Origin of the sequence: Variovorax endophyticus (assembly GCF_025376855.1) — a bacterium.
GTDB lineage: Bacteria > Pseudomonadota > Gammaproteobacteria > Burkholderiales > Burkholderiaceae_C > Variovorax.
This window is the reverse complement of record NZ_JAHUTH010000013.1, coordinates 184,782-206,366: the sequence shown is the minus strand read 5'-3', so window position 1 is coordinate 206,366 and position 21,585 is coordinate 184,782. Positions and strand designations below refer to the sequence as shown.

The window sequence follows — 21,585 nt, the reverse complement described above, 5'->3', positions numbered from 1 at the left end:
TGTATGGACCGGGCACATGGTGGACAGGTGTGCGAGGACATGGTGGACACCATCGGGCGTATCGCCCGATCGGAAGACGACCATGCCCTGGAGCACCCGAGACACCATGAGCCTGAGAGAAGAGTTCGTTGCCCTGGCACGCCAGGAAGGTGCCAATCGGCGTGAGCTGTGCCGGCGCTTCGGCATCAGCCCGCAGACCGGCTACAAATGGCTCGCACGCAGCGCCACGCTGGGTGCCGCCGGCCTGGGCGATGCCAGTCGCCGCCCGCACCACAGCCCCGGCGAGACCTCGCCCGAACTTCAACAATCCATCGTCTCGCTGCGCCAGCAGCACCCTGCCTGGGGCGCACGCAAGCTCGCACGGCGCCTGAGTGACCTCGGACAGGGTTGCCTGGCTCCGAGCACCGTCAACTCCATCCTCAAGCGCCACGGCCTCATCAGCGCCCAGGCCAGCAGTGCGGCCACCGCCTGGCAGCGCTTCGAGCACGAGGCGCCCAACAGCCTCTGGCAGATCGACTTCAAGGGCTACGTGTCCACCGCAGCGGGGCCCTGCCATCCGCTGACGCTGCTGGACGACCACTCTCGCTACAACCTGGCCCTGCGCGCCTGTGCCCGCCAGCAAACGGCCAGCGTGAAGGAGCAGTTGCAGGACGTCTTCTCCCGCTACGGCCTGCCGGTGCGCATCAATGCGGACAACGGCGCACCCTGGGGCAGTCCGCGCGAGCCGGGCCAGCTCAGCGAACTCGCGCTGTGGCTCATCCGCCTGGGCGTGCGGGTGAGCTTCAGCAGCCCCTATCACCCGCAGACCAACGGCAAGGACGAGCGCTTCCATCGCAGCCTGAAGGCGGAGTTGCTGGCCGGGCGCAGCTTCCAGGATCTGGCGCAGGCACAGCAGCAGTTCGATCGCTGGAGGCGTATCTACAACCATGAGCGCCCGCACCAGGCGCTGGGCATGAACACCCCGGCGAGCCGGTATCGCGCCAGCGAGAGGGCCTATCCGAGGACGCTGCCACCGCTCGAGTACGGCCCGAACGACACGGTGGTGAAGGTCGGCTGGCTGGGGGAGGTGCGCTTCAAGAGCAAGCGCTTCAAGGTGTCCGCAGCACTCAAGGACCACGAGATCGCGCTGCGCGCGCAGCCCGGGCGAGAGGGCTGCGACGACGTCTACTTCGTGCACCACAAGCTGCGCGAGATCGACCTGCGCGAGGCCTGAGCCACCATGCAGAATGTGTCCACCATGTCCTCGCACATGTGTCACCCATGTCTCCGGTCCATACAGTCTCGCCAAAAGAAAGTAACCAAAGAAAAGGCGACCCCGCTGTCTGTGTCCCTCCGCTTCGCTGCGGGCAACCTGCGGTGCTCGGAGAAAGCGGGGGGCCGCAGAACTCGCTTCGCTCAGACAGCTGCGGCCCTGATCCCGCCTTCTCCTGCGCTCCTCGGCACAGCCAGAGGGGAGTGGGTCGGGCCATCGCTTCGCTCGGCCATTGCATGGTGGCCGGGCCTTCGCTTTGCTCGGCCGGTACCATCTCCCCATGTCTTCTTTTCCTTTCGCCGCGGTTCTCTTCGACTGCGACGGTGTCCTCGTCGACTCCGAACCCATCACCAACCGCGTGCTTGCCGAGATGCTCGGCGAACTGGGCTGGCCTCTCACCACCGACGAATCGATGCGCATCTTCACCGGCAAGGCGGTGAAGGACGAAGCCGACCTGATCGAGTCGAAGACCGGCTTTCGCATCACGCCCGAATGGCTGCATGGCTTTCGCGAGCGCCGCAACGAGGCGCTCGAGCGGGACCTGACGGCGATTCCGAATGCGCCCGCCGCGGTGCGCGCGCTGTTCGAGCAGCTCGACGGGCGCATCGCCTGCGCCTCGGGCGCGGATCGCTTCAAGGTCGAGTTGCAGCTCGAGAAGGTCGGCATCCTCGAATGCTTCGCGGGGCGGATCTTCAGCGGGCACGAGATGCCGCGCTCGAAGCCGGCGCCCGACGTGTACCTCGCGGCGGCGGCGGCGCTGGGCGTGGACCCGAAGCGCTGCGCGGTGGTCGAGGACACGGTCACGGGCGCGATGGCGGGCGTGGCGGCGGGCGCGACGGTGTTCGGCTACAGCACGGGCGAGTCGGGCCACAGCGGGCCCGAGGCGCTGCGCAGCGTCGGCGCGGTGCAGGTGTTCGGCGACATGGCCGAACTGCCGGCACTGCTCGCGGCGCACCGGCCCATCGGCTGAAGCGAACACCCACCGGCGGCAGGGCTGCCGGCTTTCTGGTCGAATGGACGACCGCCACCGCTCACCACGCAACGCCCACCAGGAGCCCCCGCGCATGACCTCCGAGTACAAGACCGAACAGCCCGACCGCAGCGAGATCGACGCCCTGCAAGGCCCCGCGGTGATCGAGTTCGGCACCAACTGGTGCGGCGTCTGCAAGGCCGCGCAGCCGGACATCGCCGCCGCCTTCGCGCAGCATCCGGGCCTGCGCCACATCAAGGTCGAGGACGGCAGCGGGCGTCCGCTGGGCCGCTCGTTCGGCGTGAAGCTGTGGCCCACGCTGGTGTTCATGCGCGACGGCCGCGAAGTGGCCAAGCTGGTGCGGCCCACCGACAGCGCCTCGATCGCCGAGGCGCTCGCGAAGATCGCTCAGCCGGCCTGAGCGCGCCGGCCGCGCGCCGGCCTGGCCATCGACAGGATCAGGCGGTAGAGCGCCTGCGCGGCGGGCGACAGCACCGCGCCCTTGCGCGACAGCAGCGCGAAGCTGCGCCGCACCGTGGGCCGCGCGAGCGCGATCAGCACGATGCGCGGATAGGTGCCGTCCTGCACGGCCAGCCGGGGTACCACGGCGGCGCCCACGCCCTGCGCCACCAGCCCGACGGCCGTCGAGCTGCGCTGCACCTCGTAGACGAAGGGCAGGTCGAGCCCGCTCGGTGCCAGCGCCGCATCGAGCAGCGGGCGATTGCTGCTGCCCGGGCCCGGCACGATCAGCGCGTGGCCCTCGAGCTGCGACCAGGCGATGCTGCGGCGGCGCGCCAGCGGATGGTCGTCGCGGCAGGCCAGCACGAAGCGGTCGTCCAGCAGCGGCACGCGCTCCAGAGCGGGGTCGTAGGACTCGGCGATGCTGATGCCGAACTCGGCCTCGCGCTGCAGGATCGCTCCCGCCACGCCGGCCGAGGCGTGGTCGAGGATGCGGATGTGGTTGCCCGGGTGCAGCGCGCTGTAGGCCTGGATCACCGCGGGCAGGAACTGCACGCCCACCGTCGGCACGCAGGCCAGCGTCACGTTGCCACGCGAGGCCTGGCCGGCCTCGCGGATGCCGAGCATGGCCGAGGAGATGTCGGCGAGCAGCCGCCGCGCCTGCGGCAGGAAGTTCTGGCCGATCGCGGTGAGTGCCAGCGAGCGCGTGGTGCGTTCCACCAGCCGTACGCCGAGCACCGCCTCGAGGTTCTGCAGCCGACGCGTCAGCGCCGTGGAGCTGATATGCAGCGAATCGGCACCGGCATGAAAGCTGCCGTGCTCCGCCACGGCGAGGAATGCCTGCAGGCCGAGCATGTCCACTTTCATGAGGCGATTGCAGCAATGGTCCAGATAAATTCATTTTACGCAGCCGGGTTGCGGGCACAGAATCCGCCGCATGAACATCACGGTGCTGGACGACTACTTCGACACGCTGCGCACGCTGCCCTGCTTCGCCAAGCTCAAGGGGCACGAGGTGACGGTGTGGAACGACCACGTGGACGAGCCCGACGAACTGGTGCGCCGGCTGTCGCAGGCCGACGCGGTGGTGCTGATCCGCGAACGCACCGCGCTGCGCGCGCCGGTGCTCGAGCGGCTGCCGCGGCTGCGGCTGATCAGCCAGCGCAGCGTCTATCCGCACATCGACGTCGAGGCCTGCACGCGGCTGGGCATCGTGCTGTCGTCGGACCAGCATGCGGGCACGCCTTCGTACGCGGCGGCCGAACTCACATGGGCGCTGCTGCTGTGCGCGGCGCGGCGGATTCCGCAGCAGATGGCGTCGCTGCAGCGCGGCGGCTGGCAGACCGGCGTGGGCGGCACGCTGCGCGGCAGGACGCTCGGGATCTACGGCTACGGCCGCATCGGGCAGGCGGTGGCGGGCTACGCCGAGGCCTTCGGCATGAAGGTGCGCGTGTGGGCGCGGCCCGAATCGATGGCCCGGGCGCGCGCGGACGGCCGCGAATGCGCGCCCGACCGCGAGAGCTTCTTCGGCGACTGCGACGCGGTCTCGCTCCACATGCGGCTGGTGCCGGCCACGCGCGGCATCGTGCGGCGCGAGGACCTCGCGCGCATGAAGCCCGATGCGATCCTCGTGAACACCAGCCGCGCCGGCCTGATCGAGCCCGGTGCGCTGGTGGCGGCGCTGCGGGCCGGCCGGCCCGGCATGGGCGCGGTCGACGTCTACGAGACCGAGCCGCTGCTCGATCCCGCCGATCCGCTGCTGCGGTTGCCGAACCTGGTCTGCACGCCGCACATCGGCTACGTGACGCGCGAGGAGTACGAGCTTCAGTTCTCCGACGTGTTCGACCAGATCGTGGCCTTTGCCGGCGGGCAGCCGAGCAACGTCGTCAATCCCGAGGTGCTCGGCCGCCTGCGCGCCGCGTCCACCCCGGCATGAACGAGGCGCTGCAGCGGCTCGCCGCCGCGGCCCGGCTGGAGGATGCGGCGCAGGAGCCGCTGCGGCTGCGCTTCGGCTTCGCCTGCGTGCAGCGCGTGCGGCATCTGCTCGAGGCACCCGAGGCGCTGCGGGGTCTCGACGTGCTCGGCGCGTACCTCGAAGGCCGCGGCAGCCGCGCCGAACTCGCGCAGGCGGCACAGCGCATGGCGCGCATCGCCGCCAGCCATCCGGGCTCCGGCTCGATCGATGCGTCGGCCCATGCGGCGGTGTCCGCGACCTACGCGGTGTTCCAGGCCGTGGCCGGGCGCGCGCTGCAGGCCGCGGAGTACGCGGCCTACGCCACCGTCTATGCCTATGGCGCCTACGCGATCGCGGACCCCGAGGCCTTCGCCGAGGAGTTCGCGTGGCAGGCCCGGACCTTCGCCGCGTTGAGCCGCGGCCACGCGGCGGCCGCCTGAAGGCCGCCGCGGGTTAATCCCGATCCGCCGCCGCTTCGTGCGGCGCGCCCGCGGGGGGACAATTTCCGCATGCAAGCCATGTGGCGCGTTCCGGCCCTCGCCAGCCAGCAGTCGCTCGACCTGCGGGCCGTGTCGCTGCTGCTCGACGTGCCGCGCGACCTGGCGCCCGCGCGCGCGATGCTGCACTTCCTCAATGCGCTGCTGCCGGTGGAGTACATCTCGCTGGTGCAGCATGCGCCCGATGCACCGGTGCAGATCGAGGGCCACTCCCATGGCGCGGGGGTGCGTAACGTCACGCGCGACTGCTTCGCGCAGTACCGGCGCCATTTCTACGGTTTCGACGATGCGACGGGCATCGCGCAGCGCATGGCTGGCACGGGCGGCGAGGTCGACGAGTTGACGGCGCTGCACATGCATGCCGAGCAGATCCCCGACCCCGGCTGGCGGCGCCAGATCTACGAGCGCGAGCACCTGAGCGACCGGCTCGCGCTGCTCTACCTGCCGGTGGCCCGCGGCCGCGCCTTCTCGGTCAACCTCTACCGGCGCGACTCGATGGGCCGCTTCGCGCCCGGCGAGATCGAGCGCGTGCTCGCGGTCGCGCCGCTGCTGCGGCAGGTGCACCGGCATGCGCTGGGCACCGGCGCGGGCGCGCTCGACATGGACAGCCGCATCGCGCTCGCGCAGGCCCGGCTCGCCGACACGCCGCTGAGCCGCCGCGAGCGCGAGGTCTGCGCGCGCATCGCCTGCGGGCTCACGGCCGACGGCATCGCGGCCGACCTCGACATCGCGCTGTCGAGCGTGCATACGCTGCGCAAGCGCGCCTACGGCAAGCTCGGCATCCACGACCGCGCGGCGCTGGTGCGGCTGGCCGGCTGAGGCCGCATACCCGCCAACGTCCCCTGCGCGGGGGACGCGCGCCGCGGCGCATGCGACCACCATCGAAGACAGATCATTCGATGGAGACGAGAAGCGCATGTTCATCCGCAACTGCTGGTACGTGGTCGCCTGGGACCACGAGATTCCCGCCGAGGGCCTGTTCAACCGCACCGTCATCGGCGAGCCGCTGCTGCTGTACCGCACCGCGCAGGGCGAGGTGGTGGCGCTCGAGGACCGCTGCTGCCATCGCCATGCGCCGCTGTCCAAGGGCCGGCGCGAGGGCGACTGCGTGCGCTGCGGCTACCACGGGCTCAAGTTCGATGCGCGCGGCCTCTGCGTCGAGGTGCCGGGCATGGCGACGGTGCCGCCGCGCGCACGGGTGCGCAGCTACCCGGTGGCGGTGCGCAACCGCTGGGTGTTCGTGTGGATGGGCGAAGCCGAGCGCGCCGACACGGCGCTGCTGCCCGACAACTTCTCGTGCGACCACCCCGAGTGGCGCCACATCCCGGGCTACCTGCACTACGACACGCCCTACCTGCTGATCTGCGACAACCTGCTGGACTTCTCGCACCTGAGCTACGTGCACGAGAAGACGCTCGGCGGCTCGACCGCGATCGCGCAGGCGCGGCCCGAGATCGAGAAGATCGAGCGCGGCCTGCGCGTGACGCGCCGGGTGGCGAACGTGCCGCCGCCCGCGCACTGGGCCGGCGCGCGGCCCTTCGCGCCCGGTGCGCGCTTCGACCGCTGGTTCGTCTACGACTTCGTGCTGCCGGGCACGCTGCTGATGCAGTCGGGTGGGCGTCCCGTGGAGGACGCCGAGGGCGACATGCGCCATGCCGTCGAGCTGCACAGCTGCCAGACCCTGACGCCCGAGACCGAGACCAGCACCCACTACTTCTTCCAGCAGGCGCACCGGCCCTCGCTCGGCGGCGAGCAGCTCACGCGCACGCTCTACGACAGCCTGATCGTGGCCTTCAACGAGGACCGCGACATGATCACCGCGCAGGCCCGCAACATCGAGCACGCGCCCTTGCTGCCGATGCTGCCGCTGGCCATGGATTCGGCGCTGGTGCAGTTCCGCCGGCTGGTGGCGCAGGCGCTCGAGGACGAGCAGCGCAGCGATGCGCCCCCGCGGCGCGCGCAGCCCGAGCGTGCCGCGAGCTGCTGACACGCGCCGCCAGACAACACAAGAACCCACGAGGAGACAAGACCATGTTCAAGCTGCTTTCGATCGCCTGCACCGCGCTGGCCTTCGCCGTTCCCGCCGCCGCCCAGCAGGCCTACCCGTCGCGGCCGATCCGCATCGTCGTGCCCTATCCGGCCGGCGGCGCCACCGACTACGTGGCGCGCACCGTCGGCGAACGCCTGTCGAAGGCGCTGGGCCAGCCGGTGGTGATCGACAACAAGGCGGGCGCGGCCGGTGCCATCGGTGCCGCCGAGGTGGCGCGCGCCAGGGCCGACGGCTACACGCTGCTGATGACGATCACCGACTCGCAGATCAACAACACCGCGCTCTACCGCACGCTGGCCTACGACCCGCGCAAGGACTTCGCGCCGATCACGCAGATCGTGCGCAGCCCGGCGCTGATCTCGACCCACCCGGGCTCGGGCCTGCGCAGCCTCGCCGACCTCAAGGCCAAGGCCGGCTCCGGCGGCGCCAAGCTCAGCTATGCCTCCTGGGGCATCGGCGGCCTGGGCCACCTGGCCGGCGAGAGCCTCAACCGCGGCCTGGGCGGCGGCATGGTGCACGTGCCGCAGCGCGGCGAGGGGCTGGTGGTCACCGACCTGCTGTCGGGCACGGTCGACATCGGGCTGTCGTCGGTGGCGAGCGCTATGCAGCACGTGCCGGGCGGCAAGATCGTGCCGCTGGCCGTGCTCGGGCGCCAGCGCTCGAGCACGCTGCCGCAGGTGCCGACGATGCACGAGCTGGGCTTCGACGACCCGCTCTACGACAGCAACGTCTGGATCGGTCTGCTGGCGCCCGCGGCCATGCCGAAGCCCATCGTGGAGCGGCTCGCGAAGGAGGTGCGCGAGGTGGTGGGCGCGCCCGAGGTCGGCCAGCAGTTCGTGGCCCGCGGCTTCGAGATCATGAACAGCACGCCCGAGCAGTTCGCCAGCGCCTACCGCGCCGAGTTCGACGTCATCACGCGGCGCATGCGCGAACTGAGCATCGAGGCGCAGTGAGCGCAGGGGCCGCCGCGGCGTTCACGTGGAGGCATCCCGGCTTCGCGACGGCCCGGGTCCGGGCGCCGGCGTGGCCGCCTGCTGCCGGAAGTCCCTGGGCGCGAGTCCCGTCCATTGCAGGAAGGCGCGCGAGAAGCTCTTCTCGTTGCGGAAGCCCGCCGCCAGCGCGACCTGCTTGATCGGCCGGTGGGTGCGCCGCAGCAGGTCGACCGCGAGCTCGTGCCGCACCTCGTTCTTGAGCGCCTGCAGCGAGCTGCCTTCCTCCTGCAACTGGCGGTGCAGGGTGCGGCTCGACACGTTGAGCAGCGTGGCCAGCGCCTCGGCGGTGGTGGTCTCGGCGGCGCGCGAGCGCAGCAGCTCGCGCACGCGCTGGCCCAGCAGCCGGTCGCGCCGGTACTGCAGGATGGTCAGCGGCAGCGCGCGCTTGAGCATGGTGCGCAGCGCGCGCTCGTCGCGCTGCAGCGGCAGCGCGAGGTAGCGCTCGTCGAAGGCGATGCTCGCGCGCGCCGCGTCGAAGCGCACCTCGGGCGTGAACATCGCCGCGTAGGCGTCGCGGTGCGCCGGCGCCGGAAAGGGAAAGCCGGCCTGCCGCAGCGAGATGCGCGAATCGATGGCCCAGCACATGTAGCCGTGCATGAAGCGCAGGCTGGTCACGAGGCAGAACTCGCGGAAGGCCGGGGCCAGCGGCCGGTTCTCGGCGATGCGCAGCGTGGCCACGCCGCCCGCCACCTCGAGCGCGAGGCCGATGTCCTCGGTCAGCAGCCGGTGGTGGCGGCACCAGCGCTTGATCGCCACGCCGAGGTCGGGCGAGGTCAGCGAGGCGCGGCACAGCATGCCGTAGCTGCCCCAGGGCAGGCGGCGCGAGAACCAGCCCAGCGCCTCGTCGTCGAGCTCCTGCATCGCATGGCCCGACAGCGCCTCGAACTGCGCCGCCGTCACGCGCGCGCCGGGCCGCGCGAGCTCGCGCGGCGTGATCTGTGCCGCCTTCAGCGCCTCGGACGGGTCCTGGCCGTAGCGCTCGTAGCCCTTGACGATGGCTCGCACGAAGGCCATCGGCGTGACGGCGCGGGCAGGTCGGAGGAAGGAGGGGGAGGACATGGCAAGGCGGTGCCGGCGTGGCGCAAATTGCAACCATTGTGGCGCCAATTGCGGCGCGACGAGGCGTAAGCTGCGACCTTTCCAGCGCGTCGTGGCGCGGGCAGCCCCACGCGCCGGCCCCCTTCAGAGGAGACAACACCCATGCACGATCCCGGCCTGAACTTCGACCTGGGCGAGACCATCGACTCGCTGCGCAGCGCGATCCAGGACTTCGCCGCGAATGAAATCGCGCCCCGCGCCGCCGACATCGACCGCGAGAACCTGTTCCCGCACGACCTCTGGAAGAAGCTCGGCGACCTCGGCCTGCACGGCATGACCGTGAAGGAGGAGTACGGCGGCACCGAGCTCGGCTACCTCGCCCACATCGTGGCGATGGAAGAGGTGTCGCGCGCCTCGGCCTCGGTCGGCCTGTCGTACGGCGCGCACTCGAACCTGTGCGTGAACCAGATCCACCGCAACGGCAGCGAGGCGCAGAAGAAGAAGTACCTGCCCAAGCTGGTGAGCGGCGAGCACGTGGGCGCGTTGGCCATGAGCGAGCCCAATGCCGGCTCCGACGTGGTGAGCATGAAGCTCAAGGCCGAGAAGAAGGACGGCTACTACGTGCTCAACGGCGGCAAGATGTGGATCACCAACGGCGGCGACGCCGACACGCTGGTGATCTACGGCAAGACCGAGCCCGAGATGGGCGCGCGCGGCATGACCGCCTTCATCGTCGAGAAGGGCTTCAAGGGCTTCTCGGCCGGCACCAAGCTCGACAAGCTCGGCATGCGCGGCTCCAACACCTTCCCGCTGTTTTTCGACAACTGCGAGGTGCCCGAGGAGAACGTGCTCGGCGGCGAGGGCCAGGGCGCGAAGGTGCTGATGAGCGGCCTCGACTACGAGCGCGCCGTGCTCTCGGGCGGCCCGCTGGGCATCATGGCCGCCTGCATGGATGCGGTGCTGCCCTTCATCCACGAGCGCAAGCAGTTCGGCCAGAGCATCGGCGAGTTCCAGCTCATGCAGGGCAAGATCGCTGACATGTACTCGACCTGGCAGGCCACGCGCGCCTACGTCTACGCCGTGGGCAAGGCCTGCGACCGCAACGACCATGCGCGCACCTTCCGCAAGGACGCGGCCGGCGCGATCCTCTACTCGGCCGAGAAGGCGACCTGGATGGCCGGCGAGGCGATCCAGGCGCTCGGCGGCGTGGGCTACACCAAGGAATTCCCGGTCGAACGGCTGTGGCGCGACGCCAAGCTCTACGAGATCGGCGCGGGCACCAGCGAGATCCGGCGCATGCTGATCGGGCGCGAGCTGTTCGCCGAGACCGCATAAGCCGTCGTTCCCCCTCCCCGCGGGAGGGCGCAGACCAGGAGACAAGGACATCAACATGACTGCAGCACTGACCGAGAGCTACGGCAAGGGCGCCACCGACGTCCCCCTCATCGAACAGACCATCGGCGACTTCTTCGACGATATGGTCGAGCGGCAACCCGATCGCGAGGCGCTCGTGAGCCGCCACGAAGGCCTGCGCTTCAGCTACCGCGAGCTGCAGGCCGAGTCGGACCGGCTCGCCAGCGCGCTGCTGAAGCTGGGGCTCGCGCCGGGCGACCGCGTGGGCATCTGGTCGCACAACAACGCGCCGTGGGTGCTGATGCAGATCGCCACCGCCAAGGTCGGCCTGATCCTCGTCAACATCAATCCCGCCTACCGCACCGCCGAGCTCGAGTACGCGCTCAACAAGGTCGGCTGCAAGGCGCTGGTGACGATGGCGCAGTTCAAGACCAGCGACTACCTCGGCATGCTGCAGGAGCTCGGCCCGAAGCGGCTGCCGCAGCTGGCCCACACCTTCTGGATCGACAAGGCCGGCGAGGGCGCCGAGGTGCCCGGCATGCGGCGCTTCTCGGCGCTGCTGACCAGCGGCGACGCGGCCGACCCGAAGGTGGCCGCGGTGCAGAAGACGCTGAAGGCCACCGACCCGATCAACATCCAGTTCACCAGCGGCACCACGGGCTTTCCCAAGGGCGCGACGCTGACGCACCGCAACATCCTCAACAACGGCTTCTTCATCGGCGAGTGCATGAAGCTCGGGCCGGACGACCGGCTGTGCATCCCGGTGCCGCTCTACCACTGCTTCGGCATGGTGCTCGGCAACCTGGCCTGCCTCACGCACGGCTCGGCCATCGTCTATCCGAACGACGGCTTCGATCCGCTGACCGTGCTCGAGACGGTGCAGGCCGAGAAATGCACCGGCCTGCATGGCGTGCCGACGATGTTCATCGCCGAGCTCGACCATCCGCGCTTCAAGGAGTTCGACCTCTCGACCCTGCGCACCGGCATCATGGCCGGCTCGCCATGCCCGATCGAGGTGATGAAGCGCGTGGTCAGCGAGATGCACCTCGAGCAGATCACCATCGCCTACGGCATGACCGAGACCAGCCCCGTGAGCTGCCAGAGCAGCACCGACACGCCGCTCGACCGCCGCGTGTCGACCGTGGGCACGGTGCAGCCGCACCTCGAGGTGAAGATCGTCGACCCCGAGACCGGCAGGACCATGCCGCCGGGCCAGTCGGGCGAGCTCTGCACGCGCGGCTATTCGGTGATGCACGGCTACTGGGATGACGAGCCCAAGACGCGCGAGGCCATCGATGCCGAGCACTGGATGCACACCGGCGACCTCGCGACCATGGACGCCGAGGGCTACGTCAACATCGTGGGCCGCATCAAGGACATGGTGATCCGCGGCGGCGAGAACATCTATCCGCGCGAGATCGAGGAGTTCCTCTACCGCCATCCCAAGGTGCAGGACGTGCAGGTGGTGGGCCTGCCCGACCGCAAGTACGGCGAGGAGCTCTGCGCCTGGATCATCGCCAAGCCCGGCCAGAGCGTCACCGAGGAAGAGGTGCGCGACTTCTGCAAGGGCCAGATCGCGCACTACAAGGTGCCGAAGTACATCCGCTTCGTGCCGGCCTTCCCGATGACCGTGACCGGCAAGATCCAGAAGTTCAAGATCCGCGACGAGATGAAGGCCGAGCTCGGCCTCGACGAAGCGCGCACCGCCTGAACACGGGGGCCCGCGCGCCCCGTTCCCGACATTGACTGCACCATGACCCAACTCGAAACCAAACTCAACGCCCGCTCGGCCGACTTCCAGGCCAATGCCGCCGCCATGCGCGCGCTGGTCGACGACCTGCAGTCGCAGTTCGCCAGGGTGGAGCTAGGCGGCGGCGAGGCCGCGCGCGCCAAGCACACGGCGCGCGGCAAGCTGCTGCCGCGCGAACGCGTGGCCGAGCTGCTCGATCCGGGCACGCCCTTCCTCGAGCTGTCGCCGCTGGCCGCGCACGGCATGTACAAGGGCGACGCGCCCGGCGCCGGCATCATCGCGGGCATCGGCCGGGTCAACGGCGTCGACTGCATGGTGGTGTGCAACGACGCCACTGTGAAGGGCGGCACCTACTACCCGATGACGGTGAAGAAGCACCTGCGCGCGCAGGAGATCGCCGAGCAGAACCGGCTGCCCTGCATCTACCTGGTCGACTCGGGCGGCGCCAACCTGCCGAACCAGGACGAGGTGTTCCCCGACCGCGAGCACTTCGGCCGCATCTTCTACAACCAGGCCAACATGAGTGCCCAGGGCATCGGCCAGATCGCCGTGGTCATGGGCTCGTGCACCGCGGGCGGCGCCTACGTGCCGGCGATGAGCGACGAATCGATCATCGTGAAGAACCAGGGCACCATCTTCCTGGGCGGCCCGCCGCTGGTGAAGGCGGCCACCGGCGAGGTGGTGACGGCCGAGGACCTGGGCGGCGGCGACGTGCACACGCGGCTGTCGGGCGTGGCCGACCACCTGGCGCAGAACGACCTGCATGCGCTGGCGCTGGCGCGCTCGGCGGTGGCCAACCTCAACGCGAAGGCGGCCGAGGGCCCGGCCAAGGCCGCGGTGCGCGAGCCCGCGTTCCCGCGCGAGGAGCTCTACGGCGTGATCCCCACCGACACGCGCAAGCCCTTCGACGTGCGCGAGATCATCGCGCGCGTGGTCGACGGCAGCGAGTTCCACGAGTTCAAGGCCCGCTTCGGCGCCACCCTGGTCTGCGGCTTCGCCGAGATCGAGGGCATGCCGGTGGGCATCGTCGCCAACAACGGCATCCTGTTCTCCGAATCGGCGCAGAAGGGCGCGCACTTCATCGAGCTGTGCTGCCAGCGCAAGACGCCGCTGGTGTTCCTGCAGAACATCACGGGCTTCATGGTGGGCCGCAAGTACGAGAACGAAGGCATCGCGCGCCACGGCGCCAAGATGGTGACGGCCGTGGCCACCGCCAACGTGCCGAAGTTCACCATCATCATCGGCGGCAGCTTCGGCGCCGGCAACTACGGCATGTGCGGCCGGGCCTACAGCCCGCGCTTCCTCTGGATGTGGCCCAACGCGCGCATCAGCGTGATGGGCGGCGAACAGGCCGCGAGCGTGCTCGCGACCGTGCGGCGCGACGGCATCGAGGCCAAGGGCGGCCAATGGAGCGCCGACGAGGAGGAGGCCTTCAAGGCGCCGATCCGCCAGCAGTACGAGGACCAGGGCCATCCCTACTACGCCACCGCGCGGCTGTGGGACGACGGCATCATCGATCCGGCCGACACGCGCCGCGTGCTCGCGCTGGGCCTGGCGGCCGCGCGCAACGCGCCGATCCCCGAGCCGAAGTTCGGCATCTTCCGCATGTGAGGAGGAACGCGGCATGAGCGACTTCACCAAGCTGAGCCTCGCGACCGACGGCGCCGTCGCGCGCATCTGGCTCGACCAGCCCGAGGCACGCAACGCCTTCGACGACGTGGTCATCGCCGAGCTGACGCGGGCCTTCACCGAGGCCGGCGCGGCACCGCAGGTCAAGGCCATCGTGCTGGGCGCCAACGGCCCGGCCTTCTGCGCCGGCGCCAACCTCAACTGGATGCGCCGCATGGCCGACTACAGCCGCGACGAGAACATCGCCGACGCCGGCAAGCTCGCCGCCATGCTGCGCACCATCGCCGAGTGCCCCAAGCCGACCATCGCGCGCGTGCAGGGCGACGTCTACGCGGGCGGCATGGGGCTGGTCGCGGCCTGCGACATGGCCGTGAGCGTGGACAGCGCCTGGTACTGCCTGAGCGAGGTCAAGATCGGCCTGGTGCCCGCCACCATCAGCCCCTACGTGCTGCGCGCCATGGGCACGCGCGCCTCGCAGCGCTACTTCCTCACGGCCGAGCGCTTCGGCGCCGCCGAGGCGCACCGCATCGGCTTCGTGCACGAGGTGGTGGCGGCCGATGCGCTCGATGCCAAGGTCGACGAGCTGCTGAAGGCGCTGACCGGCGCGAGCCCGGCCGCCGTGCGCGCCTGCAAGCAGCTGGTGGCCGACGTGGCGGGCCGCGAGATCGACGATGCGCTGATCGCGAAGACGGTCGAGGGCATCGCCGACATCCGCGCCAGCGACGAGGGCCGCGAGGGCGTGCAGGCCTTCCTGCAGAAGCGCAAGCCGTCCTGGCTCGCGGGCGCGTCGTCCTGACCGGCTCCTTCATCCCATGACCGCGCTCGACATGCCCCAGCTGCTCGCCCTGGCCGCCGCCATCGGCTGGGCCAGCGGCGTGCGGCTGTACCTGGTGGTGCTGCTCACGGGCCTGGTCGGCTACCTCGGCTGGGTGCCGCTGCCGGGCGGGCTGCAGCTGCTCGCGCATCCGGTGGTGATCGCGGCCAGCGGCTTCATGGTGTTCGTCGAGTTCTTCGCCGACAAGATCCCGGGGCTCGATTCGCTCTGGGACGTGGTCCACACCGCGATCCGCATCCCCGCGGGCGCGGCGCTCGCGGCCAGCGTGTTCGGCGTCGACCATGGCGCGATGGCGCTGGTGGCGGCGCTGCTCGGCGGCGGCTTCGCGGCCACCGCGCATGCGGCCAAGGCCACCACGCGCGCGGCCATCAACACCTCGCCCGAACCGTTCTCGAACGTGGGCGCCTCGCTGGTCGAGGACACCATGGTGCCCGCGGGCCTGTGGCTGGCCGTGGCGCATCCCTTCGTCTTCCTCGTGCTGTTCGTGCTCGTGCTGGTCGCGAGCGTGTGGCTGATCCGCAAGAGCTGGCGCTTCCTCAGGGCGCTGTTCTCCCGCGTCGCCCGCATCTTCAGCGGCCGGCCCGATCCGGGCGTCGTGCCCGCGTTTCAACTGAAAAAGAATCCTCCGGGAGACTCGTCCAATGTTTAAGAAGATCCTGATTGCGAACCGTGGCGAGATCGCCTGCCGCGTCGCCGCCACCGCGCGCCGCATGGCGATCCGCACGGTCGCCGTGTACTCCGATGCCGACGCGCATGCCAACCACGTGCGCGCCTGCGACGAGTCGGTGCACCTGGGCGGCAGCGCGCCGAAGGACAGCTACCTGCGCTGGGAGAAGATCCTCGAGGCCGCCAAGGCCACGGGCGCCGAGGCGGTGCATCCGGGCTACGGCTTCCTCAGCGAGAACGAGGAGTTCGCGCAGGCCTGCGCCGACGCCGGCCTGGTCTTCATCGGCCCGCCGCCCTCGGCGATCAAGGCCATGGGCCTGAAGGCCGAGTCGAAGCAGCTGATGGAGAAGGCCGGCGTGCCGCTGGTGCCCGGCTACCACGGCCATGACCAGGACCCGGCGCTGCTGCAGCGCGAGGCCGACCGCATCGGCTACCCGGTGCTGATCAAGGCCAGCGCGGGTGGTGGCGGCAAGGGCATGCGCGCGGTCGACAAGGCGGCCGACTTCGAGGCCGCGCTGGCCTCGTGCAAGCGCGAGGCCATCAACAGCTTCGGCGACGACGCGGTGCTGATCGAGAAGTACGTGCAGCGCCCGCGCCACATCGAGATCCAGGTCTTCGGCGACAGCCACGGCAACTACGTCTACCTGTTCGAGCGCGACTGCTCGGTGCAGCGGCGCCACCAGAAGGTGCTCGAGGAAGCGCCCGCGCCCGGCATGACCGAGGCGATGCGCCAGCAGATGGGCGAGGCCGCGGTGGCCGCGGCGCGCGCCGTGGACTACGTGGGCGCGGGCACGGTGGAGTTCATCGTGGAGCAGCGCGACGGCGGGGAGATGAACTTCTTCTTCATGGAGATGAACACCCGCCTGCAGGTCGAACACCCGGTGACCGAAGCCATCACCGGCCTCGACCTCGTCGAATGGCAACTGCGCGTCGCCGCGGGCGGCACGCTGCCCGCGCAGCAGTCCGAGCTGCGGATCCACGGCCATGCGATCGAGGCGCGCATCTGCGCCGAGAACCCCGACAACAACTTCCTGCCCGCCACCGGCACCCTGCGCATCTACCGCAAGCCGCAGGCCACGGCCTTCCAGCGCAGCCGCGTGCGCATCGACGACGGCGTGCGCGAGGGCGGCGAGATCTCGCCGTTCTACGACTCGATGATCGCCAAGCTGATCGTGCACGGCGCCACGCGCGACGAGGCGCTCGCGCGGCTCGACGCGGCGCTGGCGCAGACCCACATCGTGGGCGTGGCGACCAACGTGCAGTTCCTGCGCGGCGTGCTGGCGACCGAGTCGTTCTCGAAGGCCAACCTCGACACCGCGCTGATCGAGCGCGAGCGCGCCGTGCTGTTCGACCGCGAGACCCTGGGCCTGCCGCTGGCGGCGGCCGCGGCCGTGGCGCGCACCGCGCTCGCCGCGGCGCCGGCCGGCAGCATCGACCCCTTCGCGCGCCGCGACGGCTGGCGCGCGCTCGGCGAGTACACGCGCCGCTTCGACTTCGAATTCCGCGGCGCCGAGCAGAGCGCGCTGCTGACCTACAAGCGCGACGGCAGCCTGTGGCTCGAGGCCGGCGGCGTGGCCGGTCCGCTGGTCGTCGGCCGCCTGCCCACGGGCGAGATCGAGCTCGAGTTCGCGGGCCAGCGCCAGACGCTCGACGTCTACCTCGACGATGCCACGGCCCATGTCTTCGCCGCGGCCGGCGCGACCCGCATCACCGCCATCGACCGCCTCGCCCATGCCGGCGACACGCAGGCCGAGGGCGGTCGCCTCACGGCACCGATGCCGGGCAAGGTCGTGTCCTTCTCGGTCAAGGCCGGCGACAAGGTCAGCCGCGGCCAGCCGCTGGCGGTGATGGAGGCGATGAAGATGGAGCACACCATCGCCGCGCCGGCCGACGGCACGGTCGAGGAGCTGCTGTTCGCGCCGGGCGAGCAGGTGGCCGAGGGGGACGAGCTGCTGCGCATGGCCAAGACGGCCTGAATCCGCGGCCCCGGTCACGGGGCTTGCAAGCTGTTACCAGATGGCGGCGCCGGTTTTAACCCCGGCGCCGCCCACAGGCCGTATCACCGCGATGCCCACTTCCCTTGAAGGATTCTTCATGACGCATCGCCAGCCGCAGCCTTCCTCGTTCTCTCCCTTCCAGCGCCTCGGCGCCCGCCCCCGCATGCTGCTGCTCGCGCTGGCCGCGGCCCTGACGCTCAGCGCCTGCGAGCGGCGCGACGCGGCCGCGGAAGTCGATGCCGCCGCGGCCCGGCCCTCGGGCAACTACGCGGCCGGCGGCGCGATGGAGTCCAGGCGCATGCGCATGGCCGAGCCGGCACCGCCCGCGCCCGCCGCGATGTCGCTCGACCAGCAGGCCGAGAAGCAGGTGGGCGAGAGCGCGCCGCTGCAGCGCTACCTCGCGATCCGCCAGGACCTCAACGTCGAGGTCGCGCCCGACCAGCTCGCCGAATCCTGGGGCAAGGTGCGCGACCTCTGCGGCACCCTGCGCTGCGAGCTGCTGTCGTCCTCGCTGCTGCGCGAGACGCCGCAGCAGGCCGGCAATGCCACGCTCGAGATGCGCGTGGAGCCGGCCGACGTCGAGAAGCTGCTGGCCGGCCTCGCGGGCGTGGCGAAGGTGGTGGCGCACAACACCACCAGCGAGGACAAGACCGCCGAGGTGATCGACGTCGAGGCGCGCATCAAGAACCGCACCGAGTTCCGCGACAGCCTGCGCGTCATGCTGCGCGACACCACCACCAAGCGCACCATGGCCGACCTGCTGCAGATCCAGCGCACGCTGGCCGACACCCAGGCCGAGCTCGATGCCTCGGCGACGCAGCGCAAGGTGCTGCAGCAGCAGACCAGCAAGCAGCACATCCAGATCCAGTTCACGACAGTGCGCGCGCTGGTCGGCGGCGGCGAGAGCTACAACCCGATGACGCAGGCCCTGCGCAACGCGGGCCGCGTGCTGGCCGAGAGCGTGGGCAGCCTGATCACTTTCGTGGCGGCGGTGCTGCCGTGGCTGCTGTTGCTGGTGCCCGTGCTGTGGGGCGTGCGCCGGCTGTGGCTGCGCCGGCGCCAGGCCAGGGCCGCCTGAGGCGGCGGCACCGGCACGAGGGAAGCGAGGGTGCGTGGGTGGCCGTTCAGCCGACCACGACCTCGCTGATCTGCATCACCGGCGCGATGTCGGTGTAGTTCCTCACATCGCCGAGGATCTCCTTGGCATGCGGGCCGAAGGCACCCTGGAAGGCCTCGACGGAATCGCAGAACACGTGGCACATGCCGACGTAGGTGGGCTTGGCGCCGGGCGCGCCGCCGGCCAGGCCCTTGTCGATGGTGTAGGACTTGCAGGCATCGCCCATGCGCGCCTTCAGCAGGGGCATGTGCTTGTCGCGGTAGTAGTCGTGGTCGAAGCGGGCGCCTTCGGTGTAGGGGTACATCACACTGACTTTGATCATGGGTAGGGTCTCCGGATTGAACGATCAAGCATAGGAGATGGCGCATGGGCACACAAGGCGTGGGCTGTCGCCATCGGCACCACCCCTGGACCCACCGAGTGACGCAACCATGACACCCGAACTGCAAGCCCTGAAGGACAAGACCCTCGCGAGCATGGTCGACTACATGCGCAACGACGAGGAGGACCCGGACCACGATCCCGAATTCGATCCCGGCTACACGCAGGCCGAGGTCGACCGCTGCGCCGAGATCGTCGACGAGTACCTCGCGACGCTGACGGCGATCGACGAGGCCTCGGAGGCGAAGCGCGACGCCGCGATCCTCGCGGCCGTCGAGCGCGTGGTGCTGCAGCTCAACCGCCTCAACGAGGACAGCGAGGGCAGCCTGATCGAGACCGACCAGCGCGAGGACCTGTGCGAGCTGATCATCGCGGCCGCGAGCCATGCGGGCCTGGAGACCGAGGGCGAGGACATCACAGAGGAATGGCGCGAGTGGTGACGCGGGCCGCCTCGGCGACGGCGACGTTCGCCGTGCGCGCCTAAGATTCGCTCCATGCGAATCACCGTCTACCTCACCGACAACCGTCCCGACCCCTGGATCGAAGGCCTGAAGGCCGAACTGCCCGACGCCGAGATCGAAGCCTGGCGCCCCGGCGCGCCGCAGGCCGACCATGCGGTCGTGTGGGCGCCGCCGCAGCAGTTCATCGACGAGCAGCCCGCGCTGCGCGGCATCTTCAACATCGGCGCCGGCGTCGACGCGCTGCTCAAGCTCCGCATTCCAACCGGCACGCGCATCGTGCGGCTCGACGACGCGGGCATGTCGGTGCAGATGGCCGAGTACGTGTGCCACACGCTGATCCGCCACTTCCGCGAGTTCGATGCCTACGAGGCCGATGCGCGCGAAGGCAAGTGGAGCTACCGCCGGCCCAAGGCGCGCAGCGACTTCCCGGTCGGCATCATGGGCCTGGGCGTGCTCGGCGAACGGGTCGCGAAGGCGGTCGCGCAGTTCGAGTTCCCGGTGCTGGGCTGGAGCCGCTCGCCCAAGCAGATCGAGGGCGTGCGCGTGTTCAGCGGCGAGGCGCAGTTCGACGAGTTCCTGTCGTCCACGCGCGTGCTGGTCAACCTGCTGCCGCTGACCGAGGCCACGCGCGGCATCCTCAACCGCGAGACGCTCGGCAAGCTGCGGCCCGAGGGTTACCTGATCAGCATCGCGCGCGGCGCGCACCTGGTCGAGGACGACCTGATTCCGCTGATCGATGGCGGCCGGCTCGCGGGCGCCACGCTCGACGTGTTCCAGGTCGAGCCGCTGCCGGCCGACCATGCCTTCTGGCGCCATCCAAAAATCGTCGTGACGCCGCATGGCTCGGCGCGCACGCTGCGCGAGGAGTCGATCGCGCAGATCGCCGGGAAGATCCGCGCGATGGAGCAGGGGCTGCCGATCGCGGGCGTGGTCGACCCGGTGCGCGGCTACTGAGCCAACGCATCCTTCCGTCGCCCGCCGGAATGCGCCGCGGGCAGGGGAAACCCTGGGGCAATAATTTTTCACAAGCATGAAAATCTTTTCATGACTGTGAAAACCGCCTTCCGGGTGATCGAGATCGTCGAGCTCTTCGCCCGCGAGAAGCAGCCGCTCGCGCTCTCGGAGATGGCGCGCCTGCTCGACATGCCGGTGTCGAGCTGCCTGGGCCTGATCCGCACGCTCGAGGAGCAGGGCTACATGTACGAGACCGGCCGGCGCCAGGGCTACTACCCGACCGGCCGGCTGCTCGCGATGGCGCAGGTCATCGCGGCGCACGACCCGGTGCTCGACCGCGTGAAGGCCACGCTCGAGGAGCTGCGCGACGCGGCGCGCGAGACGGTGGTGTTCGGCAAGTTCCGCGACGCGGGCCAGGTGGTCTACCTCGAGGTGCTGAGCGCGCCGCAGAGCATCCGCTACACGGCGGAGTCGGGCGAGACGCGCCCGGCCTACGCCAACTCCATCGGCCGCGCGCTGCTGTCCACGCTGGCGCCCGACGCGCGCCGCCTGCTGCTCGAGGGCATGGCGCTGGTACCGCTGACCGAGGCCACGCTGACCACGGTCGAGGCGATCGAGGCCGAGCTGCAGCGCTCGGCCACGCGCGGCTGGTACGGCAACCTCGGCGAGAGCATTCCCGACCTGATCGGCCTGGCCTGGCCGCTGCGCATCGGCGGCGAGGCCTATGCGATCTCGGTCGCCGGCCCGCGCTACCGCATGGAAGCACGCATCGAGGAGATCGCCGCGATGCTGCGCTCGGCCTGCCTCGCGATCGAACCCAAGACGGAGAACCCCCGATGACGACCGCCACCGCCCCCCGCTATTTCGTGCGCGAAGCCGAGATCGAGGGCTACCACCCCGCCAACCACACGGGCACGCTCAACAAGCGGCTGATCGGCCCCGAGACCGTGGGCGCGAAGCAGCTCGAGGTGCTGGTGGGCCACATCCAGAAGGGCAAGGGCGCGCTGCCGCATGCGCACCCGGGCATCGAGCAGGTCTGCTACCTGCTCGAGGGCCGCGCGGTGGCCGAGGTCGGCGGTCAGCGGCAGGAGCTGCACCCGGGCGACAGCTGTTTCTTTCCGGCCGACGCGATGCACACCTTCACGGTGGTGAGCGACGAGCCGGTGCGCGTGCTGGTGATCTACAGCCCGCCCTACGAGGAATCGCCGGAGCGCGTGATCCGGCCCTGAC

22 protein-coding genes are annotated in these 21,585 nt (G+C 70.3%); 19 read left to right on the top strand and 3 right to left on the bottom strand.

What is annotated here, in order from left to right:
* The first annotated feature begins 82 nt into the window (after nucleotides 1–82).
* The 3 genes from KV106_RS18935 (at nucleotide 83) to KV106_RS18925 (ending at nucleotide 2,643) form a co-directional block, all read left to right on the top strand.
* A complete protein-coding gene (locus tag KV106_RS18935; RefSeq protein ID WP_261211664.1) occupies nucleotides 83–1,213 on the top strand; it encodes an IS481 family transposase in 1,131 nt (376 codons plus the stop codon).
* 319 nt (nucleotides 1,214–1,532) lie between these two features.
* Nucleotides 1,533–2,222 carry an HAD family hydrolase gene (locus tag KV106_RS18930; protein ID WP_057590691.1) on the top strand — a complete coding sequence of 230 codons (690 nt, stop codon included), beginning with the start codon at nucleotides 1,533–1,535 and terminating at the stop codon, nucleotides 2,220–2,222.
* A gap of 94 nt (nucleotides 2,223–2,316) precedes the next feature.
* Nucleotides 2,317–2,643, top strand: a complete 327-nt coding sequence (locus KV106_RS18925; protein ID WP_057590787.1) for a thioredoxin family protein — start codon at nucleotides 2,317–2,319, stop codon at nucleotides 2,641–2,643.
* Here the strand turns inward: KV106_RS18925 and KV106_RS18920 are convergent.
* The gene (locus tag KV106_RS18920; protein WP_261211662.1) at nucleotides 2,631–3,548 is read right to left on the bottom strand and encodes a LysR family transcriptional regulator; all 918 of its coding nucleotides are present in this window, start codon (nucleotides 3,546–3,548) and stop codon (nucleotides 2,631–2,633) included. The two genes, KV106_RS18925 and KV106_RS18920, sit on opposite strands and share 13 nt — an antisense overlap.
* A 70-nt stretch (nucleotides 3,549–3,618) precedes the next feature.
* Here KV106_RS18920 and KV106_RS18915 point away from each other — a divergent pair, with 70 nt between their 5' ends.
* The 5 genes from KV106_RS18915 to KV106_RS18895 all read left to right on the top strand — a co-directional run bounded on the left by KV106_RS18915 (nucleotide 3,619) and on the right by KV106_RS18895 (nucleotide 8,135).
* On the top strand, nucleotides 3,619–4,617 hold the full coding sequence (locus KV106_RS18915) for a D-2-hydroxyacid dehydrogenase family protein (RefSeq protein WP_261211660.1): 999 nt from the start codon (nucleotides 3,619–3,621) through the stop codon (nucleotides 4,615–4,617).
* Nucleotides 4,614–5,075 carry a hypothetical protein gene (locus tag KV106_RS18910; RefSeq protein WP_261211658.1) on the top strand — a complete coding sequence of 154 codons (462 nt, stop codon included), beginning with the start codon at nucleotides 4,614–4,616 and terminating at the stop codon, nucleotides 5,073–5,075. The genes KV106_RS18915 and KV106_RS18910 overlap by 4 nt, the downstream gene beginning before the upstream one ends.
* Nucleotides 5,076–5,153: 78 nt before the next feature.
* On the top strand, nucleotides 5,154–5,951 hold the full coding sequence (locus tag KV106_RS18905) for a helix-turn-helix transcriptional regulator (protein WP_261211656.1): 798 nt from the start codon (nucleotides 5,154–5,156) through the stop codon (nucleotides 5,949–5,951).
* A 97-nt stretch (nucleotides 5,952–6,048) separates the two neighbouring features.
* Nucleotides 6,049–7,119 (top strand): aromatic ring-hydroxylating dioxygenase subunit alpha, encoded by a 1,071-nt coding sequence (locus tag KV106_RS18900; protein ID WP_261211654.1) that lies wholly within the window; start codon nucleotides 6,049–6,051, stop codon nucleotides 7,117–7,119.
* A gap of 44 nt (nucleotides 7,120–7,163) precedes the next feature.
* Nucleotides 7,164–8,135 carry a Bug family tripartite tricarboxylate transporter substrate binding protein gene (locus KV106_RS18895; RefSeq protein WP_261211652.1) on the top strand — a complete coding sequence of 324 codons (972 nt, stop codon included), beginning with the start codon at nucleotides 7,164–7,166 and terminating at the stop codon, nucleotides 8,133–8,135.
* A gap of 21 nt (nucleotides 8,136–8,156) precedes the next feature.
* Here KV106_RS18895 and KV106_RS18890 read toward each other — a convergent pair whose 3' ends face one another.
* A complete protein-coding gene (locus KV106_RS18890) occupies nucleotides 8,157–9,233 on the bottom strand; it encodes an AraC family transcriptional regulator (protein ID WP_057590698.1) in 1,077 nt (358 codons plus the stop codon).
* Between the two features lie 141 nt (nucleotides 9,234–9,374).
* Here KV106_RS18890 and KV106_RS18885 point away from each other — a divergent pair, with 141 nt between their 5' ends.
* From KV106_RS18885 to KV106_RS18855, 7 genes are all read left to right on the top strand, one after another.
* Nucleotides 9,375–10,547 (top strand): isovaleryl-CoA dehydrogenase, encoded by a 1,173-nt coding sequence (locus KV106_RS18885; RefSeq protein ID WP_057590699.1) that lies wholly within the window; start codon nucleotides 9,375–9,377, stop codon nucleotides 10,545–10,547.
* Between the two features lie 55 nt (nucleotides 10,548–10,602).
* Nucleotides 10,603–12,276: an AMP-binding protein gene (locus KV106_RS18880; RefSeq protein WP_057590700.1), complete on the top strand. Its 1,674-nt coding sequence runs from the start codon at nucleotides 10,603–10,605 to the stop codon at nucleotides 12,274–12,276.
* 42 nt (nucleotides 12,277–12,318) lie between these two features.
* Entirely contained in the window at nucleotides 12,319–13,926 is a 1,608-nt protein-coding gene (locus KV106_RS18875) for a carboxyl transferase domain-containing protein (protein ID WP_261211650.1), read from the top strand.
* Nucleotides 13,927–13,939: 13 nt separating this feature from the next.
* Nucleotides 13,940–14,740, top strand: a complete 801-nt coding sequence (locus tag KV106_RS18870; RefSeq protein WP_261211648.1) for an enoyl-CoA hydratase/isomerase family protein — start codon at nucleotides 13,940–13,942, stop codon at nucleotides 14,738–14,740.
* Between the two features lie 16 nt (nucleotides 14,741–14,756).
* Nucleotides 14,757–15,428 carry a DUF4126 domain-containing protein gene (locus KV106_RS18865; RefSeq protein WP_208510927.1) on the top strand — a complete coding sequence of 224 codons (672 nt, stop codon included), beginning with the start codon at nucleotides 14,757–14,759 and terminating at the stop codon, nucleotides 15,426–15,428.
* A complete protein-coding gene (locus KV106_RS18860; protein WP_261211646.1) occupies nucleotides 15,421–17,421 on the top strand; it encodes an acetyl-CoA carboxylase biotin carboxylase subunit in 2,001 nt (666 codons plus the stop codon). The genes KV106_RS18865 and KV106_RS18860 overlap by 8 nt, the downstream gene beginning before the upstream one ends.
* Before the next feature lie 118 nt (nucleotides 17,422–17,539).
* Nucleotides 17,540–18,520: a DUF4349 domain-containing protein gene (locus KV106_RS18855; protein WP_261211645.1), complete on the top strand. Its 981-nt coding sequence runs from the start codon at nucleotides 17,540–17,542 to the stop codon at nucleotides 18,518–18,520.
* 46 nt (nucleotides 18,521–18,566) lie between these two features.
* Here KV106_RS18855 and KV106_RS18850 read toward each other — a convergent pair whose 3' ends face one another.
* Nucleotides 18,567–18,881: an EthD family reductase gene (locus KV106_RS18850; protein WP_057590706.1), complete on the bottom strand. Its 315-nt coding sequence runs from the start codon at nucleotides 18,879–18,881 to the stop codon at nucleotides 18,567–18,569.
* A gap of 109 nt (nucleotides 18,882–18,990) precedes the next feature.
* Here KV106_RS18850 and KV106_RS18845 point away from each other — a divergent pair, with 109 nt between their 5' ends.
* From KV106_RS18845 to KV106_RS18830, 4 genes are all read left to right on the top strand, one after another.
* A complete protein-coding gene (locus tag KV106_RS18845; protein ID WP_057590707.1) occupies nucleotides 18,991–19,380 on the top strand; it encodes a hypothetical protein in 390 nt (129 codons plus the stop codon).
* A 54-nt stretch (nucleotides 19,381–19,434) separates the two neighbouring features.
* Nucleotides 19,435–20,355, top strand: coding sequence for a 2-hydroxyacid dehydrogenase (locus tag KV106_RS18840; RefSeq protein ID WP_261211642.1), 921 nt, complete (start codon nucleotides 19,435–19,437; stop codon nucleotides 20,353–20,355).
* Between the two features lie 90 nt (nucleotides 20,356–20,445).
* The gene (locus KV106_RS18835; RefSeq protein WP_261211638.1) at nucleotides 20,446–21,195 is read left to right on the top strand and encodes an IclR family transcriptional regulator; all 750 of its coding nucleotides are present in this window, start codon (nucleotides 20,446–20,448) and stop codon (nucleotides 21,193–21,195) included.
* Nucleotides 21,192–21,584 carry a cupin domain-containing protein gene (locus KV106_RS18830; protein ID WP_208508661.1) on the top strand — a complete coding sequence of 131 codons (393 nt, stop codon included), beginning with the start codon at nucleotides 21,192–21,194 and terminating at the stop codon, nucleotides 21,582–21,584. Before KV106_RS18835 ends, KV106_RS18830 begins: the two co-directional genes overlap by 4 nt.
* Nucleotide 21,585: the final 1 nt, after the last annotated feature.